The 20,113-nt window shown below is 66.8% G+C and carries 17 protein-coding genes; 10 read left to right on the top strand and 7 right to left on the bottom strand.

Annotated features, from left to right (window positions below; translation table 11 throughout):
• Positions 1 to 23 precede the first annotated feature (23 nt).
• Both THSYN_RS06470 and THSYN_RS06475 read right to left on the bottom strand, forming a co-directional pair.
• A complete protein-coding gene (locus tag THSYN_RS06470) occupies positions 24 to 872 on the bottom strand; it encodes a nucleotidyl transferase AbiEii/AbiGii toxin family protein (RefSeq protein WP_100918412.1) in 849 nt (282 codons plus the stop codon).
• Between the two features lie 12 nt (positions 873 to 884).
• Entirely contained in the window at positions 885 to 1,568 is a 684-nt protein-coding gene (locus THSYN_RS06475) for a DUF6088 family protein (protein WP_216644695.1), read from the bottom strand.
• Positions 1,569 to 1,713: 145 nt separating this feature from the next.
• Between THSYN_RS06475 and THSYN_RS06480 the strand changes: the two genes are divergently transcribed.
• From THSYN_RS06480 to THSYN_RS06495, 4 genes are all read left to right on the top strand, one after another.
• Complete coding sequence (locus THSYN_RS06480) at positions 1,714 to 2,946, top strand: ATP-binding protein (protein ID WP_100918413.1); 1,233 nt, start codon at positions 1,714 to 1,716, stop codon at positions 2,944 to 2,946.
• A 325-nt stretch (positions 2,947 to 3,271) separates the two neighbouring features.
• A complete protein-coding gene (locus tag THSYN_RS06485; protein ID WP_100918414.1) occupies positions 3,272 to 4,588 on the top strand; it encodes an MFS transporter in 1,317 nt (438 codons plus the stop codon).
• Between the two features lie 15 nt (positions 4,589 to 4,603).
• Entirely contained in the window at positions 4,604 to 4,918 is a 315-nt protein-coding gene (locus tag THSYN_RS06490) for a toll/interleukin-1 receptor domain-containing protein (protein WP_157817497.1), read from the top strand.
• Between the two features lie 151 nt (positions 4,919 to 5,069).
• Positions 5,070 to 5,807, top strand: a complete 738-nt coding sequence (locus THSYN_RS06495) for a formylglycine-generating enzyme family protein (protein ID WP_216644696.1) — start codon at positions 5,070 to 5,072, stop codon at positions 5,805 to 5,807.
• Between the two features lie 188 nt (positions 5,808 to 5,995).
• Here THSYN_RS06495 and THSYN_RS06500 read toward each other — a convergent pair whose 3' ends face one another.
• Together THSYN_RS06500 and ygfZ are read right to left on the bottom strand one after the other, a co-directional pair.
• On the bottom strand, positions 5,996 to 6,343 hold the full coding sequence (locus tag THSYN_RS06500) for a hypothetical protein (RefSeq protein ID WP_100918416.1): 348 nt from the start codon (positions 6,341 to 6,343) through the stop codon (positions 5,996 to 5,998).
• Between the two features lie 149 nt (positions 6,344 to 6,492).
• Positions 6,493 to 7,539: a CAF17-like 4Fe-4S cluster assembly/insertion protein YgfZ gene (gene ygfZ / locus THSYN_RS06505; RefSeq protein ID WP_100918417.1), complete on the bottom strand. Its 1,047-nt coding sequence runs from the start codon at positions 7,537 to 7,539 to the stop codon at positions 6,493 to 6,495.
• A gap of 389 nt (positions 7,540 to 7,928) precedes the next feature.
• Here ygfZ and THSYN_RS06510 point away from each other — a divergent pair, with 389 nt between their 5' ends.
• Positions 7,929 to 9,755 carry an RNB domain-containing ribonuclease gene (locus THSYN_RS06510; RefSeq protein WP_100918418.1) on the top strand — a complete coding sequence of 609 codons (1,827 nt, stop codon included), beginning with the start codon at positions 7,929 to 7,931 and terminating at the stop codon, positions 9,753 to 9,755.
• 273 nt (positions 9,756 to 10,028) lie between these two features.
• Here THSYN_RS06510 and mepK read toward each other — a convergent pair whose 3' ends face one another.
• Positions 10,029 to 10,517, bottom strand: a complete 489-nt coding sequence (mepK, locus tag THSYN_RS06515) for a peptidoglycan L,D-endopeptidase MepK (protein ID WP_335582494.1) — start codon at positions 10,515 to 10,517, stop codon at positions 10,029 to 10,031.
• Positions 10,518 to 10,804: 287 nt separating this feature from the next.
• On the opposite strand from mepK, the gene THSYN_RS06520 reads away from it, so the two are divergent.
• Together THSYN_RS06520 and THSYN_RS06525 are read left to right on the top strand one after the other, a co-directional pair.
• Positions 10,805 to 11,422, top strand: coding sequence for an NUDIX domain-containing protein (locus THSYN_RS06520; RefSeq protein ID WP_100918420.1), 618 nt, complete (start codon positions 10,805 to 10,807; stop codon positions 11,420 to 11,422).
• 241 nt (positions 11,423 to 11,663) lie between these two features.
• The gene (locus tag THSYN_RS06525; protein WP_100918421.1) at positions 11,664 to 12,377 is read left to right on the top strand and encodes a lytic transglycosylase domain-containing protein; all 714 of its coding nucleotides are present in this window, start codon (positions 11,664 to 11,666) and stop codon (positions 12,375 to 12,377) included.
• Positions 12,378 to 12,626: 249 nt separating this feature from the next.
• Here THSYN_RS06525 and THSYN_RS06530 read toward each other — a convergent pair whose 3' ends face one another.
• A complete protein-coding gene (locus THSYN_RS06530) occupies positions 12,627 to 13,406 on the bottom strand; it encodes a DUF3050 domain-containing protein (RefSeq protein ID WP_100918422.1) in 780 nt (259 codons plus the stop codon).
• 935 nt (positions 13,407 to 14,341) lie between these two features.
• Here THSYN_RS06530 and ftsY point away from each other — a divergent pair.
• From ftsY to THSYN_RS06545, 3 genes are all read left to right on the top strand, one after another.
• Positions 14,342 to 15,310 carry a signal recognition particle-docking protein FtsY gene (gene ftsY, locus THSYN_RS06535; protein ID WP_418219932.1) on the top strand — a complete coding sequence of 323 codons (969 nt, stop codon included), beginning with the start codon at positions 14,342 to 14,344 and terminating at the stop codon, positions 15,308 to 15,310.
• Between the two features lie 317 nt (positions 15,311 to 15,627).
• Entirely contained in the window at positions 15,628 to 16,467 is an 840-nt protein-coding gene (rpoH, locus tag THSYN_RS06540; protein ID WP_100918423.1) for an RNA polymerase sigma factor RpoH, read from the top strand.
• Positions 16,468 to 16,772: 305 nt separating this feature from the next.
• Positions 16,773 to 18,986, top strand: a complete 2,214-nt coding sequence (locus THSYN_RS06545) for a sensor domain-containing protein (RefSeq protein ID WP_100918424.1) — start codon at positions 16,773 to 16,775, stop codon at positions 18,984 to 18,986.
• Here THSYN_RS06545 and THSYN_RS06550 read toward each other — a convergent pair.
• On the bottom strand, positions 18,891 to 20,081 hold the full coding sequence (locus tag THSYN_RS06550; RefSeq protein WP_100918425.1) for an alkaline phosphatase family protein: 1,191 nt from the start codon (positions 20,079 to 20,081) through the stop codon (positions 18,891 to 18,893). The genes THSYN_RS06545 and THSYN_RS06550 overlap by 96 nt on opposite strands.
• Between the last annotated feature and the right edge of the window lie 32 nt (positions 20,082 to 20,113).

Here is a 20,113-nt window from a genome sequence, read left to right on the forward strand (position 1 = left end):
AGGGCTGATGGCCGGATTTATGATCAAGGCCGCCGCGACCCGCCGGGACTCCTTGGCACCCAGCACCCAGGGGGGGCTAAACGGTTACCATCGGCGACAGCCTTGTCTGCGATCCCCTTTCTGATCAGGCACCAGAGGTCGTAGTAATGCCGAGACAAGCGTTGGCCCCGTGTTTTGTCGGCGGGACGATAGGTTTCCTCGTGCAGCAGCATCGCCTTCTCCCAGAAAGTCCGGCGGGCGGCCACTGTGCGCACCTGGAATCGGCTAGGGCCGAATAGCTCCGGAAAGGCATTGGCCAGGTATGGAGAAATCTCGGGAGACTCGACCGGCTCGGTGTCCGAGCGAGCGCCCAACTCGATTTTGACCTGCGGCTTGATGTAGGGATCGGTTTCCGTTGCCGTCGGATAAAAGAACAAAATGGTCTGCGCGTCGTTGTCGTCTGAATCGGACAGCAGTCGCCATTGCATATCGGCTGGAATGGCCTCGGCGAACCGGTTCTGTAACGCCGGTTGCAGTGATTCGCTGATGGCCATCTGGCAAGCGTGCTTCAAGTCGTCGAAGCGCTTTTTCTTCTGCTTCTTACTCGGTCCTTTTTCTGGGGCGTGATCGCCACCAAACCCGAGATAATCGCGGTCAATGACCAAATCAATGTCTTCTGAGAAGCGCTCGATCAGTTGCCACGCCTTGGACAGCGACGTGCCACCTTTGAAAGTCAGGTGGCTACTCCATTCCGGAAGTTCAAACAACACACGCAGCGTCCAACATACCCAGAAATCTTTCTCGATGCTGGCAGCAGGGAGCTTGAGTCGCGCTTCCGCCTCGCGGAAAGCGGTCAGACGATCGGACGTCGAGAGAGTGAAGAGCCTTTCCATAATACGGTCATCTCACTCGCAGTTGCTTGTTGTCGGTAAACGCTCATCCGCCACGCGGCGCAGGGCAGTCGTGATCCACCAGGCCGGTGCGAGCGGGGCGTCCTGCCGCAGTACGGCCAGGTCGCTATCCGATAATCTACGCCGTAGCTTGTCGATGACCTGATCGTTTACGGCATCCTTACCTAGCCAGCGTAGCGCCTGGATGACGGTGCCGCTAATGCGCCCGGCGGTCTTCATGTTGCGCGGTGTCGTCTTCTTCAGCACGATCTCGCGGCCGTCCACCTGGATCAGGCGCGAAGGCCCGTCGGTCAGGTACAGGAGCTTCATCGGCACCTGCTCTGTGAGGCCCAGTTGATTGGCGGCGTAGGCGCCTGCCGGCTGTAAGCGCAGCGCATCGCGTCCAGCCAGGGCGCGGGCGACGGCATCGCTCGTGACGGACAACTCGCCGAACAGCGGATGCCGTTGCGGCAGGGCATAGAGCCCGCGGGCCACCTTGCGCAGCGAGCCGTTGCCGCACAAGCGCGACAGCGCATGATCGATCGCGTCCCGGCTGCTGAGACCGAGGAAATCGCGGGGCGAAAACACCTGTCCCGGCTTCCCGGCCAGGATGTGCTCTTGGATCTGTGTGGCGATGGAGGTGCTGTGCTTGCCCATGGTTTTGTCAGAAATAATGGCTTCTTTTTCTGACAAAAACAAGCTCCAGACACGGCAGCGTTGCGTGGTCCGCGGGACGCGGGGCTTCCTGGACTGCACGCCAAGGCTGAAGCCTTGGACTCCAGGGGAGGGCGCCTGGCGCGCGAACGGCCCCGCCCGGGCGCGCCCGCCGGTATACTGCGCCCCCATGTCGCTGCTCAGAAAAAAACCCGCCTGCCCGATCCACGGCTGCGAACTGTGCCTCTCGCACCACGGCAAGAAGACCAACCCGGGGCACTACTGGATCGAGGTCCAGGGGGCGCCGATCCTCTACTGCCCCGAGTGCCACGAGCGCGGTACCGATACCTCGGTGGAGATCGAGGCGGGGGCCTCCAATGCCTTTCTGCGCCAACTGATCCGGCTCTACGACGGGTTCAGCTTCCCCGCCGAACTGGGCAAGCCGCGCATCCGCGTGGACTTCAACCCGGGGCGGGCGGTCGCGGACGGGCTGCCGACCACCGCGACGACCGGGCAGCCCCTCTATCAGGCCCTGTCGCCGACGCCCGCGCCGCCCCCGGCCGCGCCCCCCGGCCGTGCGCCCGGTCCCCAGGAGGCAGCGCCCGATGACACCCAGACCTTCGAGAGCTTTGAGCCCCGCCGGCCCCGCCATCACCTGGACCAACTGGTGCTGGACCAGGAGACCCTGGCGCGCATCCGCGAGGCGGTGAATGTGCTGCTGTCCCAGGACCTGCTGTTCGGCTGCTGGAACCTGGGGTCGGTGGCGCGCACCGGGCGGCGCGTGGCGCTCAACTTTTTCGGGCCCCCGGGGACCGGCAAGACCCTGGCCGCGGAGGCGATCGCGGCCATGCTCGAGCGCGAGATCCTGGTCATCAGCTATGCGGAATTGGAGTCCAAGTATGTCGGGGAGACGCCCAAGAATATCCGCGCCGCCTTTCGCCGCGCCGCCGAGACCGGGGCCCTGCTGTTCTTCGATGAGGCCGATTCGATCCTCGGCAAGCGCCTGACCAGCGTGACCCAGGCGGCCGACAATTCGATCAATGTCGCCCGCAGCACGACCCTGATCGAACTGGACAACTTCGACGGGGCCGTGATCTTCGCCTCCAACCTGGTGAAGAACTACGACAGCGCCTTCCTGCGCCGGGTGCTCGCCCATGTGGAATTCCCGCTGCCCGCGACCGAGCAGCGCCGCCGGATCTGGGAGTGCCACATCCCCAAGGAACTGCCGCTGGCGCACGACGTGGACTTCGCGCTGCTGGCCCAGTATTCGGAGCACGCGGCGGGCGGGGACATCCAGAACGCCGTGCTGCTCGCCGCCTCCTATGCCTCGCTGCGCCAGGGCGCGGCGCAGGTCGTCGGCCTGGGCGACTTCAAGCGGGCCATCGCCTTTATCCTCGACGGCAAGCGGCGCATCCTGGAATGACCACCCGTGCTCTCCTTCCCAGGCTCCGAGACGGTGCAGGGGTTCCTGTAGGATGGGTAGAGCGCAGCGAAACCCATCGCCTGCGCGACTCTGGGGCCTCGATTGCTGGGTTTCGCTGCGCTCTACCAAGCCTACGGAGCTATGCAGCGGGTGTGAAGCGGGTCCCGGGCGAATAGTTGCCCAGTCTTTCCCGCGTGGGAATGCAGTCTTGGCCGCTCCAGCGGCCCCCAGTGCCATGCGACGGCCTTCACGTCGCGACTTGCTCCCACGCTGGAGGGTGGGGGCCGCCAGTGACCAACCGGAGTATCACCGATGAGCACCCCCCATGACCTCTGAGCCGCGCCCATACCGCATCGGCTTCATCACGCTCGCCCCCGGCATCCTGCCCCGCCATGGCTGGAGCCTGCTGGCCGCGGCCTTCTTCTCCATTGGCCTGGTGACCTTCATCGCCATCGGCCAGACCTATGTGCTCAATGCGATCCTCAAGGTGCCGACCACCGAACAGGGGTCCATCAGCGGCAATCTGGTGTTCTGGACCGAGATCATCGCGCTTGCGCTCTTCATCCCCGCCGGGATCCTGATGGACCGGGTGGGGCGCCGGTCCATCTATGCCGTGGGCCTGCTGCTGCTGGCCCTGACCTATGCGCTCTATCCGCTGGCGACCTCGGTTGACGACCTCTATCTCTACCGCATCCTCTATGCCTGCGGGATCGTGGCGGTGGCCGGCGGGCTCTCGACGGTGATGGTGGACTATCCGGCCGAGCGCTCCCGCGGCAAGCTGGTGGCGCTGCTGGGGGTCTTGAGCGGGCTCGGCATCGTCTTCACCAACCAGGGGTTCGGGGCCCTGCCGCAGGCGCTGGTCAAGTCCGGCTGGAGCGGCGAACAGGCGGGGGTCATCACCCACCTGGCGGTCGCCGCGCTTGCGGTGGGCGTAGCGCTCCTGGTCAGCATCGGGCTCAAGGGCGGGACCCCGGTGCACAAGCATGATCGCCCGGGGGTGCGCGAACTCTTTACCAGCGGCTTCGCCCAGGCGCGCAATCCGCGCATCCTGCTCGCCTATGGCGCCGCCTTCATCGCCCGCGGGGACCAGTCGGTCAATGCCACCTTCCTGATCCTGTGGGGCACCGTGGCCGGGATGGCGGCCGGCATGGGCCATGCGGAAGCGCTCAAGGCAGGCACCATGATTTTCGTCACCGCCCAGATCGCCGCCCTGTGCTGGGCGCCCATCCTGGGGCCCCTGATCGACCGCATCGACCGGGTCAGCGTCCTGGCCATCTGTATGGTGCTCGGGGCCATCGGCAATTTCGCATTGCTGCTGCTCGATAACCCGCTGGCCGGGGGCTCCGCCGTGATCTTCTTTATCCTGATCGGCATCGGCCAGATCAGCGTCTATCTGGGTGCCCAATCGCTCATCGGCCAGGAGGCGCCGACCCGTCAGCGCGGCTCCGTCATCGGTGCATTCAATGTCTCCGGGGCCATCGGGATCCTGGTGGTGACCTCGATCGGCGGGCGCCTGTTCGACTTCGTGGACCCGCGGGCGCCCTTCATGGTGGTGGGGGCGATCAATGTGCTCCTGTTCCTGGCGAGCGTCTATGTGCGGGTCAAGGCGCCGAGTCCGCCGATTGACCGGGGTGGGGCTTGAATCAGGAGCCAGGCGTTGGACGCGGACATCTTCATCCGCTATGCACGCAAGGACCTCGGGCGGGTCGAGCCCATCGCCCGGGCGCTCGCGTCCCTGGGCTATGGCGTCTGGTGGGGCGCGCACCTGCGCGCCGGGAAGCGCTTCCACCAGGACATCGAGCGGGAACTCGCCGCCGCGCGCTGCGTGCTGGTGGTCTGGACCCAGGCCGCGGTGGCTTCCAACTGGGTCTACGCGGAGGCCAACGAGGCCCTGGACGCCGATAAGCTGGTGCCGGTCTTCCTCGAACCGGTCAAGCCGCCGCTGCTCTTCCGTCAGGTACTATGGTGTTGACCTGAGCGGCTGGGACGGGCTATCGGGGCATGGCGAATTCCAGCGGCTTCTGCGCGCCGTCGCGGAGTTGGCCGGGCCTGGTGCGGCAGCGCGTGCGCCGGTCGGTCCCCCGCGGGGTCCGGCGATCGTCGGCGCGCCTGGGCCCGCGGCCTTGAGTGTCTTCCAGGACCGGCTCAAGGACGGCGGCGAGGGACCGGAGATGGTCTGGCTGCCGCCCGGTACTTTCCTGATGGGCTCGCCAGACGGCGATGACCTGGCCTATCCGTCCGAGTGGCCCCAGTACGAGGTGCGCATCGCGCGGCCCTTCGCCATCGGCCGCTTCCCGGTGACCTTCGCGGACTATGACCGGTTCTGTGCCGCCGCCGGGCACAAGCTACCCCGCGATCAGGGCTGGGGCCGCGACCGCCGCCCGGTGATCGACGTTTCCTGGAACGATGCCGTCGCCTATTGCCTCTGGCTCACCGGTCAGACCGGCCGGACCTACCGGCTCCCGCGCGAGGCGGAGTGGGAATACGCCTGCCGGGCGGGGACCCGGACCCGCTGGTCATTCGGTGACGACGGGGATGCCCTGGGTGCCCACGCCTGGTTGAAGGACAACTCGGGAGGCAAGACCCACCCGGTTGGGGAGAAGCGGCCGAACCCCTGGGGGCTGCACGACATGCACGGGAATGTCTGGGAGTGGGGCCAAGACCATTGGCACGACAGCTATCAGGGCGCCCCCAAGGATGGTACTGCTTGGGAGATGACCATAGGCGAGGGGCGTGTGCTGCGCGGCGGCAGTTGGGCCGACGGGGCGCAGGACCTGCGCTCCGCGTGCCGCAACCGCCTCGTCCCCGGCCTCCGCTTCCTTTACTTTGGTTTCCGGCCGGGCACCGCAACTCCCGGCTGACAGGGTACCCCGCTGTCCTTTCCGGTGACACCGCTCCAGAGACCGGGCAAGTAGTCGCCACAAACTCCCCGTAGCCCGGATGGAGCGCAGCGGAATCCGGGGTGGCCTCGCAGAAATACGATGACTCAGTGGGTTGGCGCCGGGACCTGGATTCCGCTGCGCTCCATCCAGGCTACGACCTCCCAGGTTCAAGCAACCTTGTCGCGCAGCAAGACCTCGGGATCGTAGTCTTTGAGCCCAAGATCGGCGCGGGTCAGTCCCAGCAGGTCCGCTTGCTCCAGCGCGACGGTCAGCACGTCGTAATAGGCGGTTTTCAACCCGAGCGCGAATTGGCCGCGCTCGTGTTGGGCCTGTTCGGCGGAACGTCGGGCCGCCAAGAGGACTTCTTCCAGCACGACCAGTGCGGTCTCATTTTTCGTCGGTTCGCTCATGGATGACACCTGCTTGACACTCGGCAGTCGGCGTTGTTGCTGCAACCATCCATGGTGCGGGTTGCCCTCCGTTTTGGCGACCTCGTAAGCAGACCGCTTGACCATGGAGAGTGTAGCTCCTGAGGGTGGCGAACGAGCTTAAGTGTGGCGCCGCGGCGGAAGTCCCCCGTGGGAGCGGCTTCAGCCGCGACGAGGCCACGACGGCTCGCGAGGTCGCGTCGCGGCTGAAGCCGCTCCCACCGGGGCCCAAGAGGTTACACCGCGGGCGCGGGGAATCCGTAGGGCGGCGGCTGCAAGTGCAGGAGCGGTCCGGCGCTGCCCAGGCGGACCTCACCGCGCTGCGCGGCCTCGATCTCGACCACGGCCAGGAGTGCGTAGCGGCCCTCGCCGTCGGGACGGGCATCGACGACGCGGCCGGGGGTCTGCTCCGAGGTGCTGCCGAGCGCTTCCAGTGCGTCGCCCGGTTGCGGCGGAGTGGGGCTCGCGACCTCGGCGAAGTACATCCGGCGCTTGAGCTTACCCAGGTATTGCATCCGTGCCACGACCTCCTGGCCGGTATAGCACCCCTTGGTGAAGCTGACCCCGTCGATCAATTGGAGATTGGCCATCTGCGGGACGAAGGCATCGACGGTGGCGGTGTAGACGCTGGGGATGCCGGCGCGGATGTCGAGCAGTGCCCAGGCGTCCTCGTCGCCCCAGGTCGACCCCGGTTCCAGGCCCTCCCAGATCGCCGTCTGGCGGGCGGAATCGGCGATCAGCGCGAAGCGAGGCACCGGGGAGGGCAGGCGCAGCACCGTGACCCCGTCGGCGGCGGCGACATCGTTGTCCCCTGCGGGCAGCGGCAGCCCCAGGCGCTCCAACTCCCGCGGGGCGCCCGCGCCCGCAAGGCCGATCCGCACCGGGCCGTCGCTTAAGTCCTCCAGCGTGACCTTGGAGCGCAGCACATAGAGCCGCAGCCGTTTGATGGCCTCGGCGACCCGCTCGCGGGGCAGTTGCAGCCAGATGCCCTCGCCGTGGCGCACCACCCGGAACAGGGCCAGCATCCGGCCCTTGGGGCTGCAATGGCTGCTGAGGTGGGAGTGGGTCGGGGTCAGTGCCTTGATATCGTTGCTGAGCTGCCCCTGCAGGAAGCTGTCGGCATCCGCGCCGGCCACGCCGATCAGGCCCAGGTGCGAGAGGTCGTAGCGGGTGCAGTCGGTGGGGGGCTCGCCCGCGGCGGTCCGGGCGGCCGGTACGATCCGGCCGTCCTCGCCGATGCGGGCGCCGCGGGCGGTCAGAAAGGTGCGCCAGTCTGGATTCATCGTCGCTTCCTCGAATAGTTGGCCGGAAAATCGGCTCGTCGGTTGCCGCGGCGCATCGGCGCCAGCGGATCACGGCATGGGGGTATCATACCCAAAGCGGACCCCGACCCCGCGCCGTCGCCGCCCGTGCGGCTGATCCCAGGCCGGGCGGCGGCAGCGCAGAAGCCTGGATCAGGCTGGTCAGACCCGGCGGCGTTCGGTCCGCACAGCGGACCCTACGCGCCGTAGGGTCCGCTGTGCGGACCGCAAACCTTGCAGATCGCGGGATGTCCGGTCCGCCCATCACCCAGGCGTCCGGTTCATTTGCGGACAAATATTCCTTCTCCCACTATCAGGCCAAGCCCCGCCGCCCCGGGTAAAGCCCCCATCCTCTCGGAGCAATCAGCCTTTTGTCGACACATCAACCCAGCCCCCCGGCGAACAGCCTGGTGCTCTACAAGGTCCATCCCGCGCGCATCGTCAACCTGGGCGAAAAGATCGAGATCGAGCTGGCGGGCGGGCAGTCCAAGCGGGTGCGGGCCAAGGACATCGAACTGCTCCACCCCGGGCCGCTGCGCAGTCTCACGGAACTCGCGCCCCAGCAGGGGGAGCCGGAGGCCGCCTGGGAACTGCTGGAGGGCGCCGAGACGACCCTGCAGGAGTTGGCCGAACTCGCCTTCAATGCCTTTACCCCGGCTACTGCCTGGGCCGCCTGGCAGTTGGTGGCGGACGGCCTGAGCTTCAGCGGCACGCCCGCGGCCATCCGCGCCCGCACCCGTGAGGAGGTGGAGCGCATCCGGGCCGAGCGTGGGGCCAAGGCGAACGCCGAGAGCGACTGGCAGGCCTTCCTGGTGCGGATGGCGGACTCATGCCCGGCCCCGGAGGACGGGGCACGCCTGGGTGAGGTGGAGCGCCTCGCCCTGGGGCAGAGCGAGCGCAGCCGCATCCTGGAGGCCCTGGGGCACGAGCAGACCCCGATCAACGCCCACCGGGCACTGATCCAGGTGGGCTACTGGACGGATCGGCACAATCCCTATCCGCGGCGCTGCGCGGTGCCCACCGCGGAGCCCGGGCAGCCGGTCCCAGGGCTCATCGAAGAGGACCGGCTCGACCTCACCGCGCTGCCCGCCTACGCGATCGACGACGTGGGCAATCAGGACCCGGACGACGCGCTGAGCCTCGACGGTGACTGCCTCTGGGTCCATGTGGCGGACGTCGCCGCGCTGGTCGCGACCGAAGGCGAGATCGAGCGGGAGGCGCGGGCGCGCGGGAGTAATCTGTATCTCCCGGAGGGGGTCATCAACATGCTGCCGGCGGGCGTGACCGAGGCCCTGGGGTTGGGGTTGCAACCGCTCTCGCCCGCCCTGTCGTTCGCCCTGCGCTGCGACGATCAGGGGGAACTGCTGTCAGTGGCGGTCCATCGCACCTGGATCCGCGCCCAGCGACTCACCTATGACGAGGTGGACGGCCGCCTGACGGAGGAGCCCTTCGCTGCCCTGCGCGCCCTGACCGATCGCTTTCGCGCCCGTCGGACGGCCGCCGGGGCGACCAGCCTGGATCTCCCGGAGGTGAGCGTGCGGGTTGAGGACGGCCGGGTGACGATCCGCCCCCTGCCGCGGCTGGCGAGCCGGGAGTTGGTCGCGGACGCCATGCTGATGGCCGGGGAGGGTGCGGCGCGCTTTTGTCTGGAGCACGCCATCCCGATCCCCTTTGCGACCCAGGCCCCGCCCGAGGCCGGCGAGCAACCGCGCGACCTGGCCGCGATGTATGCCCGCCGCCGGGCCTTCAAGCCGTCGCGCCTGGTGGGGGCGCCGGACCCGCACGCGGGGCTGGGGCTGGCGCTCTACACCCGGGCGACCAGCCCCTTGCGGCGCTACTCGGATCTGCTGGTCCATCAGCAGATCCGTGCCTGGCTCGCCGGTCTGCCGACCCTGACGGCAGAGCAGGTGACCGAGCGCATCGGCGAGGCCGAGACGGCCGCGGCCCTGGTGCGGCGCACCGAGCGGCTGTCGAACCTGCACTGGAAACTCGTCTACCTCAAGGACCACCCGGACTGGCAGGGCCAGGCGACCATCGTCGGCAAGGAGGACCGCAAGGGTGTGGCCCTGGTGCCACTGCTGGCCCTGGAGACGCGGCTGCGCCTGCGCGAAGAGCCGGCGTTGAACCAGGGCCTGCGGGTGGCGGTGCGCGATGTCGATATCCCGGCCCAGACGGTCAGTTTTCGGGTATTGGGCTGAGCTTGCAACGGAATTTGTTCGCGGAACAACGCCAATCGACCAGCGGGTGTTGCTCGGGACGGTCTGAGCGTTTATCCTCGCGCCGGCTATTGACCTGACGAATACTGTGGTCTCCTAGCGTGCTGCTGGGATTAAGCGCGGCCGGTACCGCCGGGCGCAAGGTCCCAGACCATTCGCAAACAAAAACGCGGGGCCGGCGGCCCCGCGTTTTTTGTACCCCCCGATCGCGATCAAAGACCCGTCACCCGCGGGTCAGGAAGCGGGCCGGCCTGATCAGGACTTCCACACGCGTACGTTGCCGGTGTCCACATGGACGAAGTTGGAACTGGGGTAGTAGCCGACACCGCCGCGGCCCAAGGCGACGGCGGCGTCCCGGATGTGGCTCGGCGCCAGGTCGGGGAAGCGGATGTCGATGGCCTGGCCGTACAGGTGCATGCTGTTGCGGGCGACCCCGTGGCCCTCGGCGCGCAGCATGGCATTGGTCTTCGGCGAGCGGTAGGCGCTCAGGATCTCGTAGCGGGCCTCGGTGTCGCCGAGCGACGCCTTGACGTCGTAGAGGATGTCGAGCAGTTGCGGGTCCATCGGCATGGTGTCGCCGGTGCGGAAGTCCCGCAGGAAGAAATTGAGCTGCTGCAAGGCGCTGCGCTTGTAGTGGTCACCCTCGCGGTAGACCACGGAGATTCTCTCGTCCGTGTGCATGTGGTGCAGCGACAGGGCGCGCGGGCGCTCGGCTGGCCTCTTGGCCAGCACTGGTGCAGCCATGGCGGACAGAGAAACCCCTAGAAAATAACGTCTGTTCATGTTCCCCCCGGACAATGTGACGTTGCAGATAGTGCAGGCTGATTATAGGCGGGGCGACCGGAAAGGCAATAACAAATTTGCCTTGAGATGCATCCGTTCGTCGGTTCTTGCGGCACACTAAGAAACAAATATAACCTTATCATAATCATCTGGAAATAATGAAGCCCCCGGAGCCTACTTGATTCGGCGGGCGACGTGTTCCAAAGTAGCGGTGTCGGCGTTCCCTAAATCAATGCTAAGGTTTGCGCATGGCCCGGGAGTTCGAGATCATTGGTCGGGAGCCGCTGAGCGACGGATTTCTGAAGCTCAATCGCTATCGGCTGGCCCGCGTGGCGCCGGGTCGGCAGGCGCCGACTCTCGTTGACAGAGAGTGTATCGATGGCCTGGGTGCCGCGGCGGTGCTGCCTTACGACCCGGTGTCGGGGTGCATCGTGCTGGTCGAGCAGATGCGTGTCGGGGCCCTGGGCAGCGTCCCCGGCGGGCTGCTGTTGGAGCCCCCCGGGGGGGTGATCGAGGCGGGTTGCAGTGGTGCCGCGACCGCCCGTCGCGAGGCCTGGGAGGAGGCCGGGTGCCGGATCGGGGCCATGACCCCAATCGGCGTCTGTCGCCCCAGCCCCGGGTTCAGCGACGAGTCGGTCGCGCTTTACTGCGGCGAGACCAGGGTGGCCGGGGTCGCGCGGTTTGGGGGGGACCCCCGGGAGGGCGAGTGGACGCGGGTCCTGGTGTGGGACCTGGAGCGGGCGATCCGTGGGCTGGGCCGCGAGCCGCTGACCCCCGCCACGCTGATCATCGCCGTCCAGTGGTTGGCCTTGAATCGGCACCGGGTCCGAGACCTGTGGGCCGCGTCAGCGGGCGAACCCGCCTGAGCGCACGTCGGCGCCTGCGGCGGCTGGTCGGCGGCTGTCACGTTACTAATGAAGAGTATTTGGCCGCAAATGAACGCAAATAAGCGCAAATAAATCTGCTGGTTAGGATCGTCGCGGGCGTCACCCGGATGGTGAACAGGCAGTAAAGGCCAAGTCTGCGATTATTTGCGTCGATTTGCGTTCATTTGCGGCTAAACTGTTTTTTCTGGGGTTAGGCCTTTGGTTTTAAGGGGGGTGAGAGATGCCGAGGGTTTTGCCGATGCTGGTGCTCGCGGCGGCCGTGCTGCTTGCGGCCAGCGCCCGGGCCGACGTCTATAAGTATGTCGATGCCAAGGGTAATACCTATTTTACCGACGCCCCGCTCACCGGCCCCAAGTACCGGCTCGCGTGGAAGCGGGAGTCGGAGCGGCTGGTGAGCGAAAATCGCCAGCGCCTCGCCAAGCTCGGTCGAAACCTCGGCCGGGTCGCGGGTCTCACGTCGGGGCCGGTCGCGGCGGCCGCCCCGGCGGCGCTCGCGCCGACTCAGGGGGCCGCGCGGGACCAGCCCGTCGCGACCCGCCGCGCCCGCTTCGAGCGGGTGATCAACGCCTATGCGCGGGTCTACGGGTTGAGTCCGGAGCTGTTGCACGCGGTGATCCGCACCGAGTCCGCCTACAACCACGAGGCGGTGTCGCGGGCGGGCGCCGAGGGGCTGATGCAGTTGATGCCCGGCACCGCCGCGCGCTACGGGGTCAAAGATTCCTTCAACCCGGTGGAGAACGTACGCGGCGGGGCAGCCTATCTGCGCGACCTGCTCGACCTGTTCGGTCAGGACCTGCGCCTGGCGCTGGCCGGGTACAACGCGGGGGAGAACGCCGTGATCCGCAACGGCCGCCAGATCCCGCCCTACGCCGAGACCCAGAACTATGTGCGGCAGGTGCTCCAGCATCTGTGGTCGGCGCGCGCCGGCGGGTAGGATTTTTGTCCGCAAATGAACGCAAATAGGAGAAATAGTCCCCGTCCTGGCGGCAACCATCCTCAAACCTTGTAAAGAGCGGATGAACTGCAGCGGCTCGGAGTAAGGATCGCTCAGTTGACGAGGAGTCTGCGCCAACCCTCGGGATGGCGCTGATTCGGTCGTGAAGCCTTTGTCTTATTTGCGTTTATTTGCGTTCATTTGCGGACAATACCACTTTCTTCCAGCGACTATAACAGGGTGCGAGTGTCAGGGACCGCGGGCGGTCTCGATGGCCTCCAGGATGCCGTCCCAGAAGCGTAACCGCGCGCACACCGCCTCCTCGGCGGCGGCCTCCGCCTCCTCCAGACGCAGGGCGTCGTTGCCGCACAGTTGGGTCAGCAGTTGCATCGACAGGGGGGCATGGAAGTCCTCGTCCAAGTGGACGTGGCAGTTCACGTAATAGTGGAAGCCCGGGGCCTGGGTCGGGCCGAGCGGCAGGTGCGCCAGCAAGCCGCGGAACATACCGGGGAGCAGGTGCTCGCGGCCCATCACCAGGGCGGCGGCCACCTCGTGCGGCTTGTCCTCGTGGATGAAGCAGAAAGTGGTTTCGGCGAAGTAGCGCGCCGGCTGGGGCACCAGTTCGGAGTAGAGCGCCTTGTCGAGTCCGCGCTCGGCGACCAGTGCGAGAAAGCGTTTGGGGCGCTCCCCGTCGGCGCCGATCTCGTTCATGGCCTGGCAGTAAAGCTCGAATTGGCTCCCGTAACGCAGCGCGCCGTCGCGGGTCGGGGCGCTGTCGGACTCCTGCTCCAACACCAGCCGGTTGATGAAGTAGCGCAACGCCGGGTCCCCGTGGGGCATCCAGGGCACCTGCGTCGGCGCCAGGTGCCGCTGCATGTACTTGATCAGCGACATGAAGTCCCAGACCGAGTAGACGTGATGGGCCATGAAGACCCGCAGGTCCCGCAGCTCACGGATGGCACTGTAGAGGGGGTGGTTGTTGATCTGCTCCTGCAGCGGGCGTAAATGGTCCAGGTTTAGTACTGCCATGGCGGGGCTCCTCGTCACAGGGTCGATCACCGGATACTGGTCCGTCACTATACGGTTTGGCACGCGGAAAACCAGTCGCACGGTCGTGCGATGCGCCGCGCGGGTGCGCGGTGTTCCCGGGTGTGCGGCGCGGGTGCGATCAGAACTGATGTGTTAACGCACATGTCGTAGGGTACGCATCGCGTGCCCACCGAGCCGCGGCAACCTCTAGGGCCGGGTACGTTACAGCGACCGGGCCTTCTCACGGACCGGACGTCGTTGTCGTTGTCGTAATCGTAGTCGGATCATTCGATTACGACAACGACAACGACAACGACAACGTACCCGCGATCTCGGTCACCACATCAGGTCCGATCGCACCCGTTCGACGCTCCCACACGGCCAGGGGGCGGTCGATCTGTTAGCATGACGCGCCCGCGCGGCGATCCTTCCCCTACGCACCCATCCTGGCGATCTCTATGTTCGGTTTCGGAAGAAAAAAGCTCAAACAAACGGCGGTTAGCGAAGACGGGCAGCCGTCCGGCGGTGAGGAGTCCCCGGCGGCCAAGGAGGGGATTTTCAAACGCCTGTTCGGTGCCCGTGACGGGGAGGACCTGGGCTGGGTGCCGGGGCTCGGGCCGCTGCCGGAGGCGGGCGGTGCGCCGACGGCGCTGCCGGGCGGTGCGGTCGCTCCGGTCGCGCAGACGGTGCCCGAGACCCCGGTCGAGTGCGAGGCCGCCCCTGAGCCCGAACGCGCGTTCGCCCCTGCGCCCGAGCCGACCCCCGGGCCCGCCCCGCGGGCGGAGTCCGGCGAGTCACCCGGGCCCTCGGTCGGGCTGTTGAAGCGCATCTTCCACCGCACGGACGAGGTCCCGGACGCGCCGCCGGCCGCGCGGCTCGAGTCGGCGCCGCCCGATCCGGCGGCCCGGCCCCCCAAGCCGCCCTATGCGCTGAAGATCATCCCGATCCGCGACCAGCCGGTGGACTGGGAGTTGCCGGAGGTCAGGCAGGGGCTCTTCAGCCGCCTGCGCGAACGGCTCTCGCGCAGCCGCACCCAACTCGGATCCGGGCTCGGTAACCTGTTCCTGGGCCGCAAGAAAATCGACGATGAGTTGATGGAGGAGTTGGAGACCCTACTCCTGACGGCCGATGTGGGGATCGATGCGACCGCGCGCGTCATTGATGATCTGACCCGCCGGGTGAAACGCAAGGCGCTCGCGGACCCGCAGGCGCTGCTCGCGGCGCTGAAAGAGGCGTTGCGTCAGATCCTCATCGCCGCGGCAGCCCCCGTCCGGCAGGCGGCCCCGGACCGGCCCCAGGTGGTCCTGATGGTGGGGGTCAACGGGGCCGGCAAGACGACGACCATCGGCAAGCTCGCGCGCTACCTGCAGGCGGACGGCAACAGCATCATGCTGGCTGCGGGGGACACCTTCCGCGCCGCCGCGGTGGAGCAGCTACAGGCCTGGGGCGAGCGCAACCGGGTGCCGGTGATCGCCCAGAAGGGCGGGGCGGACTCCGCCTCGGTGATCTTCGACGCGCTGCAGGCGGCGACCGCCCGCGGGGTGGACGTGCTGATCGCCGACACCGCCGGGCGTCTCCATACCAAGACCAACCTGATGGACGAACTGACCAAAATCGCCCGGGTGATGCGCAAGATCGACCCGCAGGCCCCGCACGAGGTGCTGCTGGTGGTAGACGCCACCACGGGTCAGAACGGGCTCAATCAGGCGGTGCAGTTCCACCAGGCGGTGCCCCTGACCGGGATCGCCCTGACCAAGCTCGACGGCACTGCCAAGGGCGGCATCGTCTTCGCCATCGCGGAGAAGCTCAAGGTGCCGATTCGCTTCATCGGGGTGGGGGAGTCGATCGAGGACCTGCGGCCCTTCGACGCCGATGAGTTCCTGGATGCCCTGTTGGGGCAGTAGGCGGGTCCGCGGTGGTCGCCATCTGCACACGCGGCGCTGGATGAAGTAACTGTAATCTGCCTGTAATATTGTGCGGGTAATATCAGAACTTAACGAATAATAAGGATATTTTTCGGGCATCGTCAGAGCATATCGGAAGGATCGGAACATTCGATGCCCCGTTTGCCGGAATGGCTATTGTACAAACCGCCAACCTTGCCTAAAGTCCTCCCAAGCCTTGAAGCAGGCGGTCGCCGCAACCACTGTAAAGTTGCTGGTAAAATCCGCAGTGTTCTGCTAGGCTTTTGTTCCAGGCGTCCAACTCAGGTACCAAGCACATGGCCAAAGATTTCGCTCTCATGCCCACCGGCAATATCGATGCGTACATCAGCGCCTCCTACCAGATCCCGGTGCTGACCCCCGAGGAGGAGCGGAGCCTCGCCGAGAACCTGCGCGACCATGGTGATATGGAGGCGGCGCGGCGGATGGTGATGTCCCACCTGCGGTTCGTGATCCGTATTGCCCGCGGTTACTTGGGCTACGGCCTGCCCCTGCCGGACCTGATCCAGGAGGGCACGGTGGGCCTGATGAAGGCGGTAAGGCGCTTCGAGCCCGACATGGGGGTGCGCCTGGTCTCCTTCGCGGTGCACTGGATTCGTGCCGAGATTCACGAGTACATCCTGCGCAACTGGCGCATCGTGAAAGTGGCGACGACCAAGGCCCAGCGCAAGCTGTTCTTCAACCTGCGTAGCGCCAAGAAGCGGCTCGGCTGGTTCACCCACGCCGAGGTGCTGGCGGTCGCGGCCGACCTGGGGGTGAAGCCCGAGACGGTGCTGGAGATGGAGTCGCGCCTCTCCAACCAGGACCTGGCCTTCGACGGCTACGAGGACGATGATGACGAGTCCCCCTCCGCGCCATCGACCTACCTGCCGGATTCGCGCATGGAGCCCCTGCGGATGCTGGAGCGCGAGGATACCGAGAGCAAGGACAAGGCGCGCCTCTATGCCGCCATCCAGGGCCTGGACGAGCGCAGCAAGGTGATCCTGCGCGAGCGCTGGCTGGCGGAGAAGAAGCAGACGCTGCATGAACTCGCCCAGCAGTTCAACGTGTCCGCCGAGCGGATCCGCCAGATCGAGAAGAATGCGATGAAGAAGCTGCGACTGCAACTGGCCGTCTGAACCTGTCGGGGCGGGCGTCAAACCCGCCCCCGCGGCATCACATCCCACCAAGGCCCGCTCAGTGCGGGCCTTGTCGTTGGCGCCGCCGCAAGCGTCGCTGCGTGACTTTCACGGTAAGGACTGCTACCGAGTTCACACCCCTCGGTGGTATAAGTCCTAGAATCCGAGTTGAGACGACGCGCGGGGCGCCGCGCGTCTGGTAAATTCCACATACCGGGGGAGAGGTTGTGGTAACGATAATGGAATCTCCGGGCGCACGCTCTGGTGGTGACGAGGCCCGCGCCTTGTCGGCCCCGCGGGCAGCGATGGCCGATCAACCAGCCGGCCCGGCGAACTGGGGGGGAAGCCCCTCTCGGGAGCTCAACGAGGCGCGCTTTCAGAAGTTGTTCGACGAGGCGGAAGCCATGTCGATCCAGGGCTATTACCCCGATGGAACAGTGGTCTACTGGAATCACGCCTCCGAAAAGGTCTACGGTTATACGGCTCAGGAGGCCTTGGGCGCCAATCTGCTGGACCTGATCATCCCCCCCGCGTTGCGCCGACAGGCGGAGCAGGGGATGCGCTGCATGTTCGAGACCGGTCAAGGTGTGCCGCCCGGGCGTCTGACCCTCAGGCACAAGGACGGGCATACGGTACCGGTCTACTCCAGCCACACCATCGTGACCGTCCCGGGCCAGGTCCCCGTGTTGTTCTGCATGGACTCGGACATGAGCGAGTTGGATCGCGCCGAGGCCGAGCTGCGGGTGGCTGCCACCGCCTTCGAGTCCCAGCAGGGCATGATCATCACCGATGCGCAGGGCGTGATACTGCGGGTCAATGAGTCCTTCAGCCGGGCGACCGGGTACGCGGCGCAGGAGTGCGTGGGACAGACGCCGCGCCTGCTCCGCTCAGACCGCCACACCCCGGATTTTTACGCCCGGATGTGGCGCTCCCTGCTCGCTACCGGGCACTGGCAGGGCGAACTCTGGAACCGGCGCAAGGGCGGCGAGGTCTATGCGGTCTGGGCCACGATCTGCGCCGTCACGGATGACGCCGGGCGGGTGACCCACTATGTCGGGACCCAGACCGACATGACCCAGCGCAAGGAGGCGGAGGCCAGGATCCTGCATCTGGCCTTCTATGACCCCCTGACCCGCCTGCCGAACCGGCGCCTGCTGCTCGACCGGCTCCAGCACGCGGCCGTCGCGAGCTTGCGCAACCAGTGCGTCGGGGCCCTGCTGTTCCTCGATCTGGACCATTTCAAGACACTCAACGATACACTTGGTCACGACCTGGGCGACCTGCTGTTGCAGCAGGTGGCCGAACGGCTGACGCGGGCGAGCGGCGACAATGCGACCGTCGCCCGCTTGGGGGGGGATGAGTTCGTGGTGATGCTCGAAGACCTGAGCCCTACCCAAGAGGACGCCGCCACTCAGGCCGAGGCCTTGGGCGAGACGCTCCTGGACTCGCTCAACCAGGTCTACCGCCTCCAGGGGCATGAGTACGTGGGTAGCGTGAGCATCGGTATCACCCTGTTCTCCAGTCAGGAAACCAGTGTCGATGCGCTGATGAAGCAGGCCGATCTGGCCATGTACGACGCCAAGGCCGCCGGGCGCAATACCTTGCGCTTCTTCGACCCGGAGATGCAGGAGGCCGTCACCTTGCGGGCCGCGCTGGTGAACGGACTGCGCGAGGGCCTGCGCGAGCGGCAGTTTCGACTCTTCTACCAACCCCAGGTGGACAGCGGCGGCCGTCTCGTCGGGGTCGAGGCCCTGGTCCGCTGGCAATGCCCAGTCCGCGGCCTGGTGTTGCCCGCGGAGTTTATCCCGGTTGCCGAGGAGACCGGGTTCATCCTGCCCCTGGGGCAGTGGGTCCTGGAGGCCGCCTGCACCCAGTTGGCGGCCTGGGCGGCGCGGCCGGAAAGCGCGCATCTGTCGCTGGCCGTCAATGTCAGTGTCCGCCAGTTCTGCCGGGCCGATTTCGTCGCTTCGCTGGTGGCGACCCTCGCCCGCACCGGGGCCGATCCACGGCGGCTCAAGCTGGAGTTGACCGAGAGTCTGCTGGTGGAGGATGTCAGCGACATCAGCGCCAAGATGTCGGCCCTGAAGGAACTGGGCCTTGGTTTGGTCCTGGACGATTTCGGCACCGGGTATTCGTCGCTGTCCTACCTGCGGCGCCTGCCCCTGGACCAGTTGAAAATCGATCGGTCGTTCGTGCACGACCTGCTGTTTGACCCGAACAGTGTGGCCATCGCCCAGACCATCATCGTACTCGGTCAGACCATGGGCCTTGCGGTGCTCGCCGAAGGCGTGGAGACCGCCGGCCAGCGCGATTTGCTCGCCGGCCTGGGCTGTCACCTCTACCAGGGCTACCTGTTCGGCCAGCCGATGCCGCTTGAGGAGTTTGCGCGGTTGGTCCAACAAACTGAGGGACATTCGACCGGGCTACACCCGCATCGCGCAGAGCGGCACCAGCAGTTCGGTCCGACTCAGACCCCCATGCTGGCCGATCAGTGTCTTGGGTTCCTCGAAGGGCAGTGACTGGCGCACGATCCGGTGCCCCTGGGGCAGCAGGCAGTAGTCCCCGATGCGGTCACTGAAGCGCGGATGGGGGCGGCCGGTGCCGAACCAGCCGGCGTCCACCAGGTCCCGGCTCGGCCGGACCTCCACCAGGGCGCCCAGGGGCCCGGCGCAATAGTCCAGAAAGCGGTCCTCGCGCCCGGCGCGCAGGTAGCAGAAGGCGGCGCGCGGCTCGCCGCACAGGGGTAGGGCCAGGCAGTCGGCCAGCGCCGGGTGGTCCGCCAGATCGATCAGGTCGGCGGGCCCCGTGTCCACCTGGCCGTGGTCGGCGGTCACCAGCACCAGGGTATCGGTCCCGGCGGCGGCGACCAGGAAGTCGGTGATCGCCTGCTCGAGCGCGCGCAGGTGGGCCGCCGCCGCCGCGCTGCCCATCCCCTGGTGGTGCCCGATCGAGTCCAGTTCCGGCCAATAGCAATAGACATACTTGGGCACCCGGTCGCGGCGCAGCGCCCGGGTGGTCTGGCGGAACAGGTCGTGCAGGTCCGCGTAGGGCACGACCTGCGCCGGCCCCACATGCGCCAGGTTGTAGTCCGAGCGGGCGATGCGGCTGGGGCTCACCACCAGGGCGCGGGTGCGGATGCGCGCGAAGATCGACTGGTGCCCGAAGAGCCGCAGCGGGTCGATCCCGGCCTTGCGGTAGGGCACGCCGCCGTAGCGGGGGACGCCCGGCAGCACCGTCATCACACAGGCGAGTTCGGAAAACCAGGTGTACCAGCCGGTCAGTCCGTGCTGAAGCGGTCCATCGCCGGTCAGAAAGCTGGTGATCGCGGTGGCCGTGGTCGAGGGGAAGACCGTGGTCAGGGTCCCCACCCGGTGCCGGCTCAAGAGCCCGGCGGGCGAACGCTCCGCCAGCCAGTCGGCCCCCAGCCCATCGATCACCAGGAGCACGATGTTGGTCGCGCGCGCCATCTCGGCGGCGGGGATCAGGGTCGACTGCGGGTAATCGCTGCGCCCGCCCCGGGCGCGGATGATCGAGGCCATCAGATTGACGATGCCGCCGCCTTGGTAGTCGGGTTTGAGGGCGGGGGTGGGAACTGGCGGGGCGTCTGGGGTCATCCGGGTACGTCGGTTGGGGGGCACGACCACCG

The organism is Candidatus Thiodictyon syntrophicum, from assembly GCF_002813775.1.
Lineage (GTDB): Bacteria > Pseudomonadota > Gammaproteobacteria > Chromatiales > Chromatiaceae > Thiodictyon > Thiodictyon syntrophicum.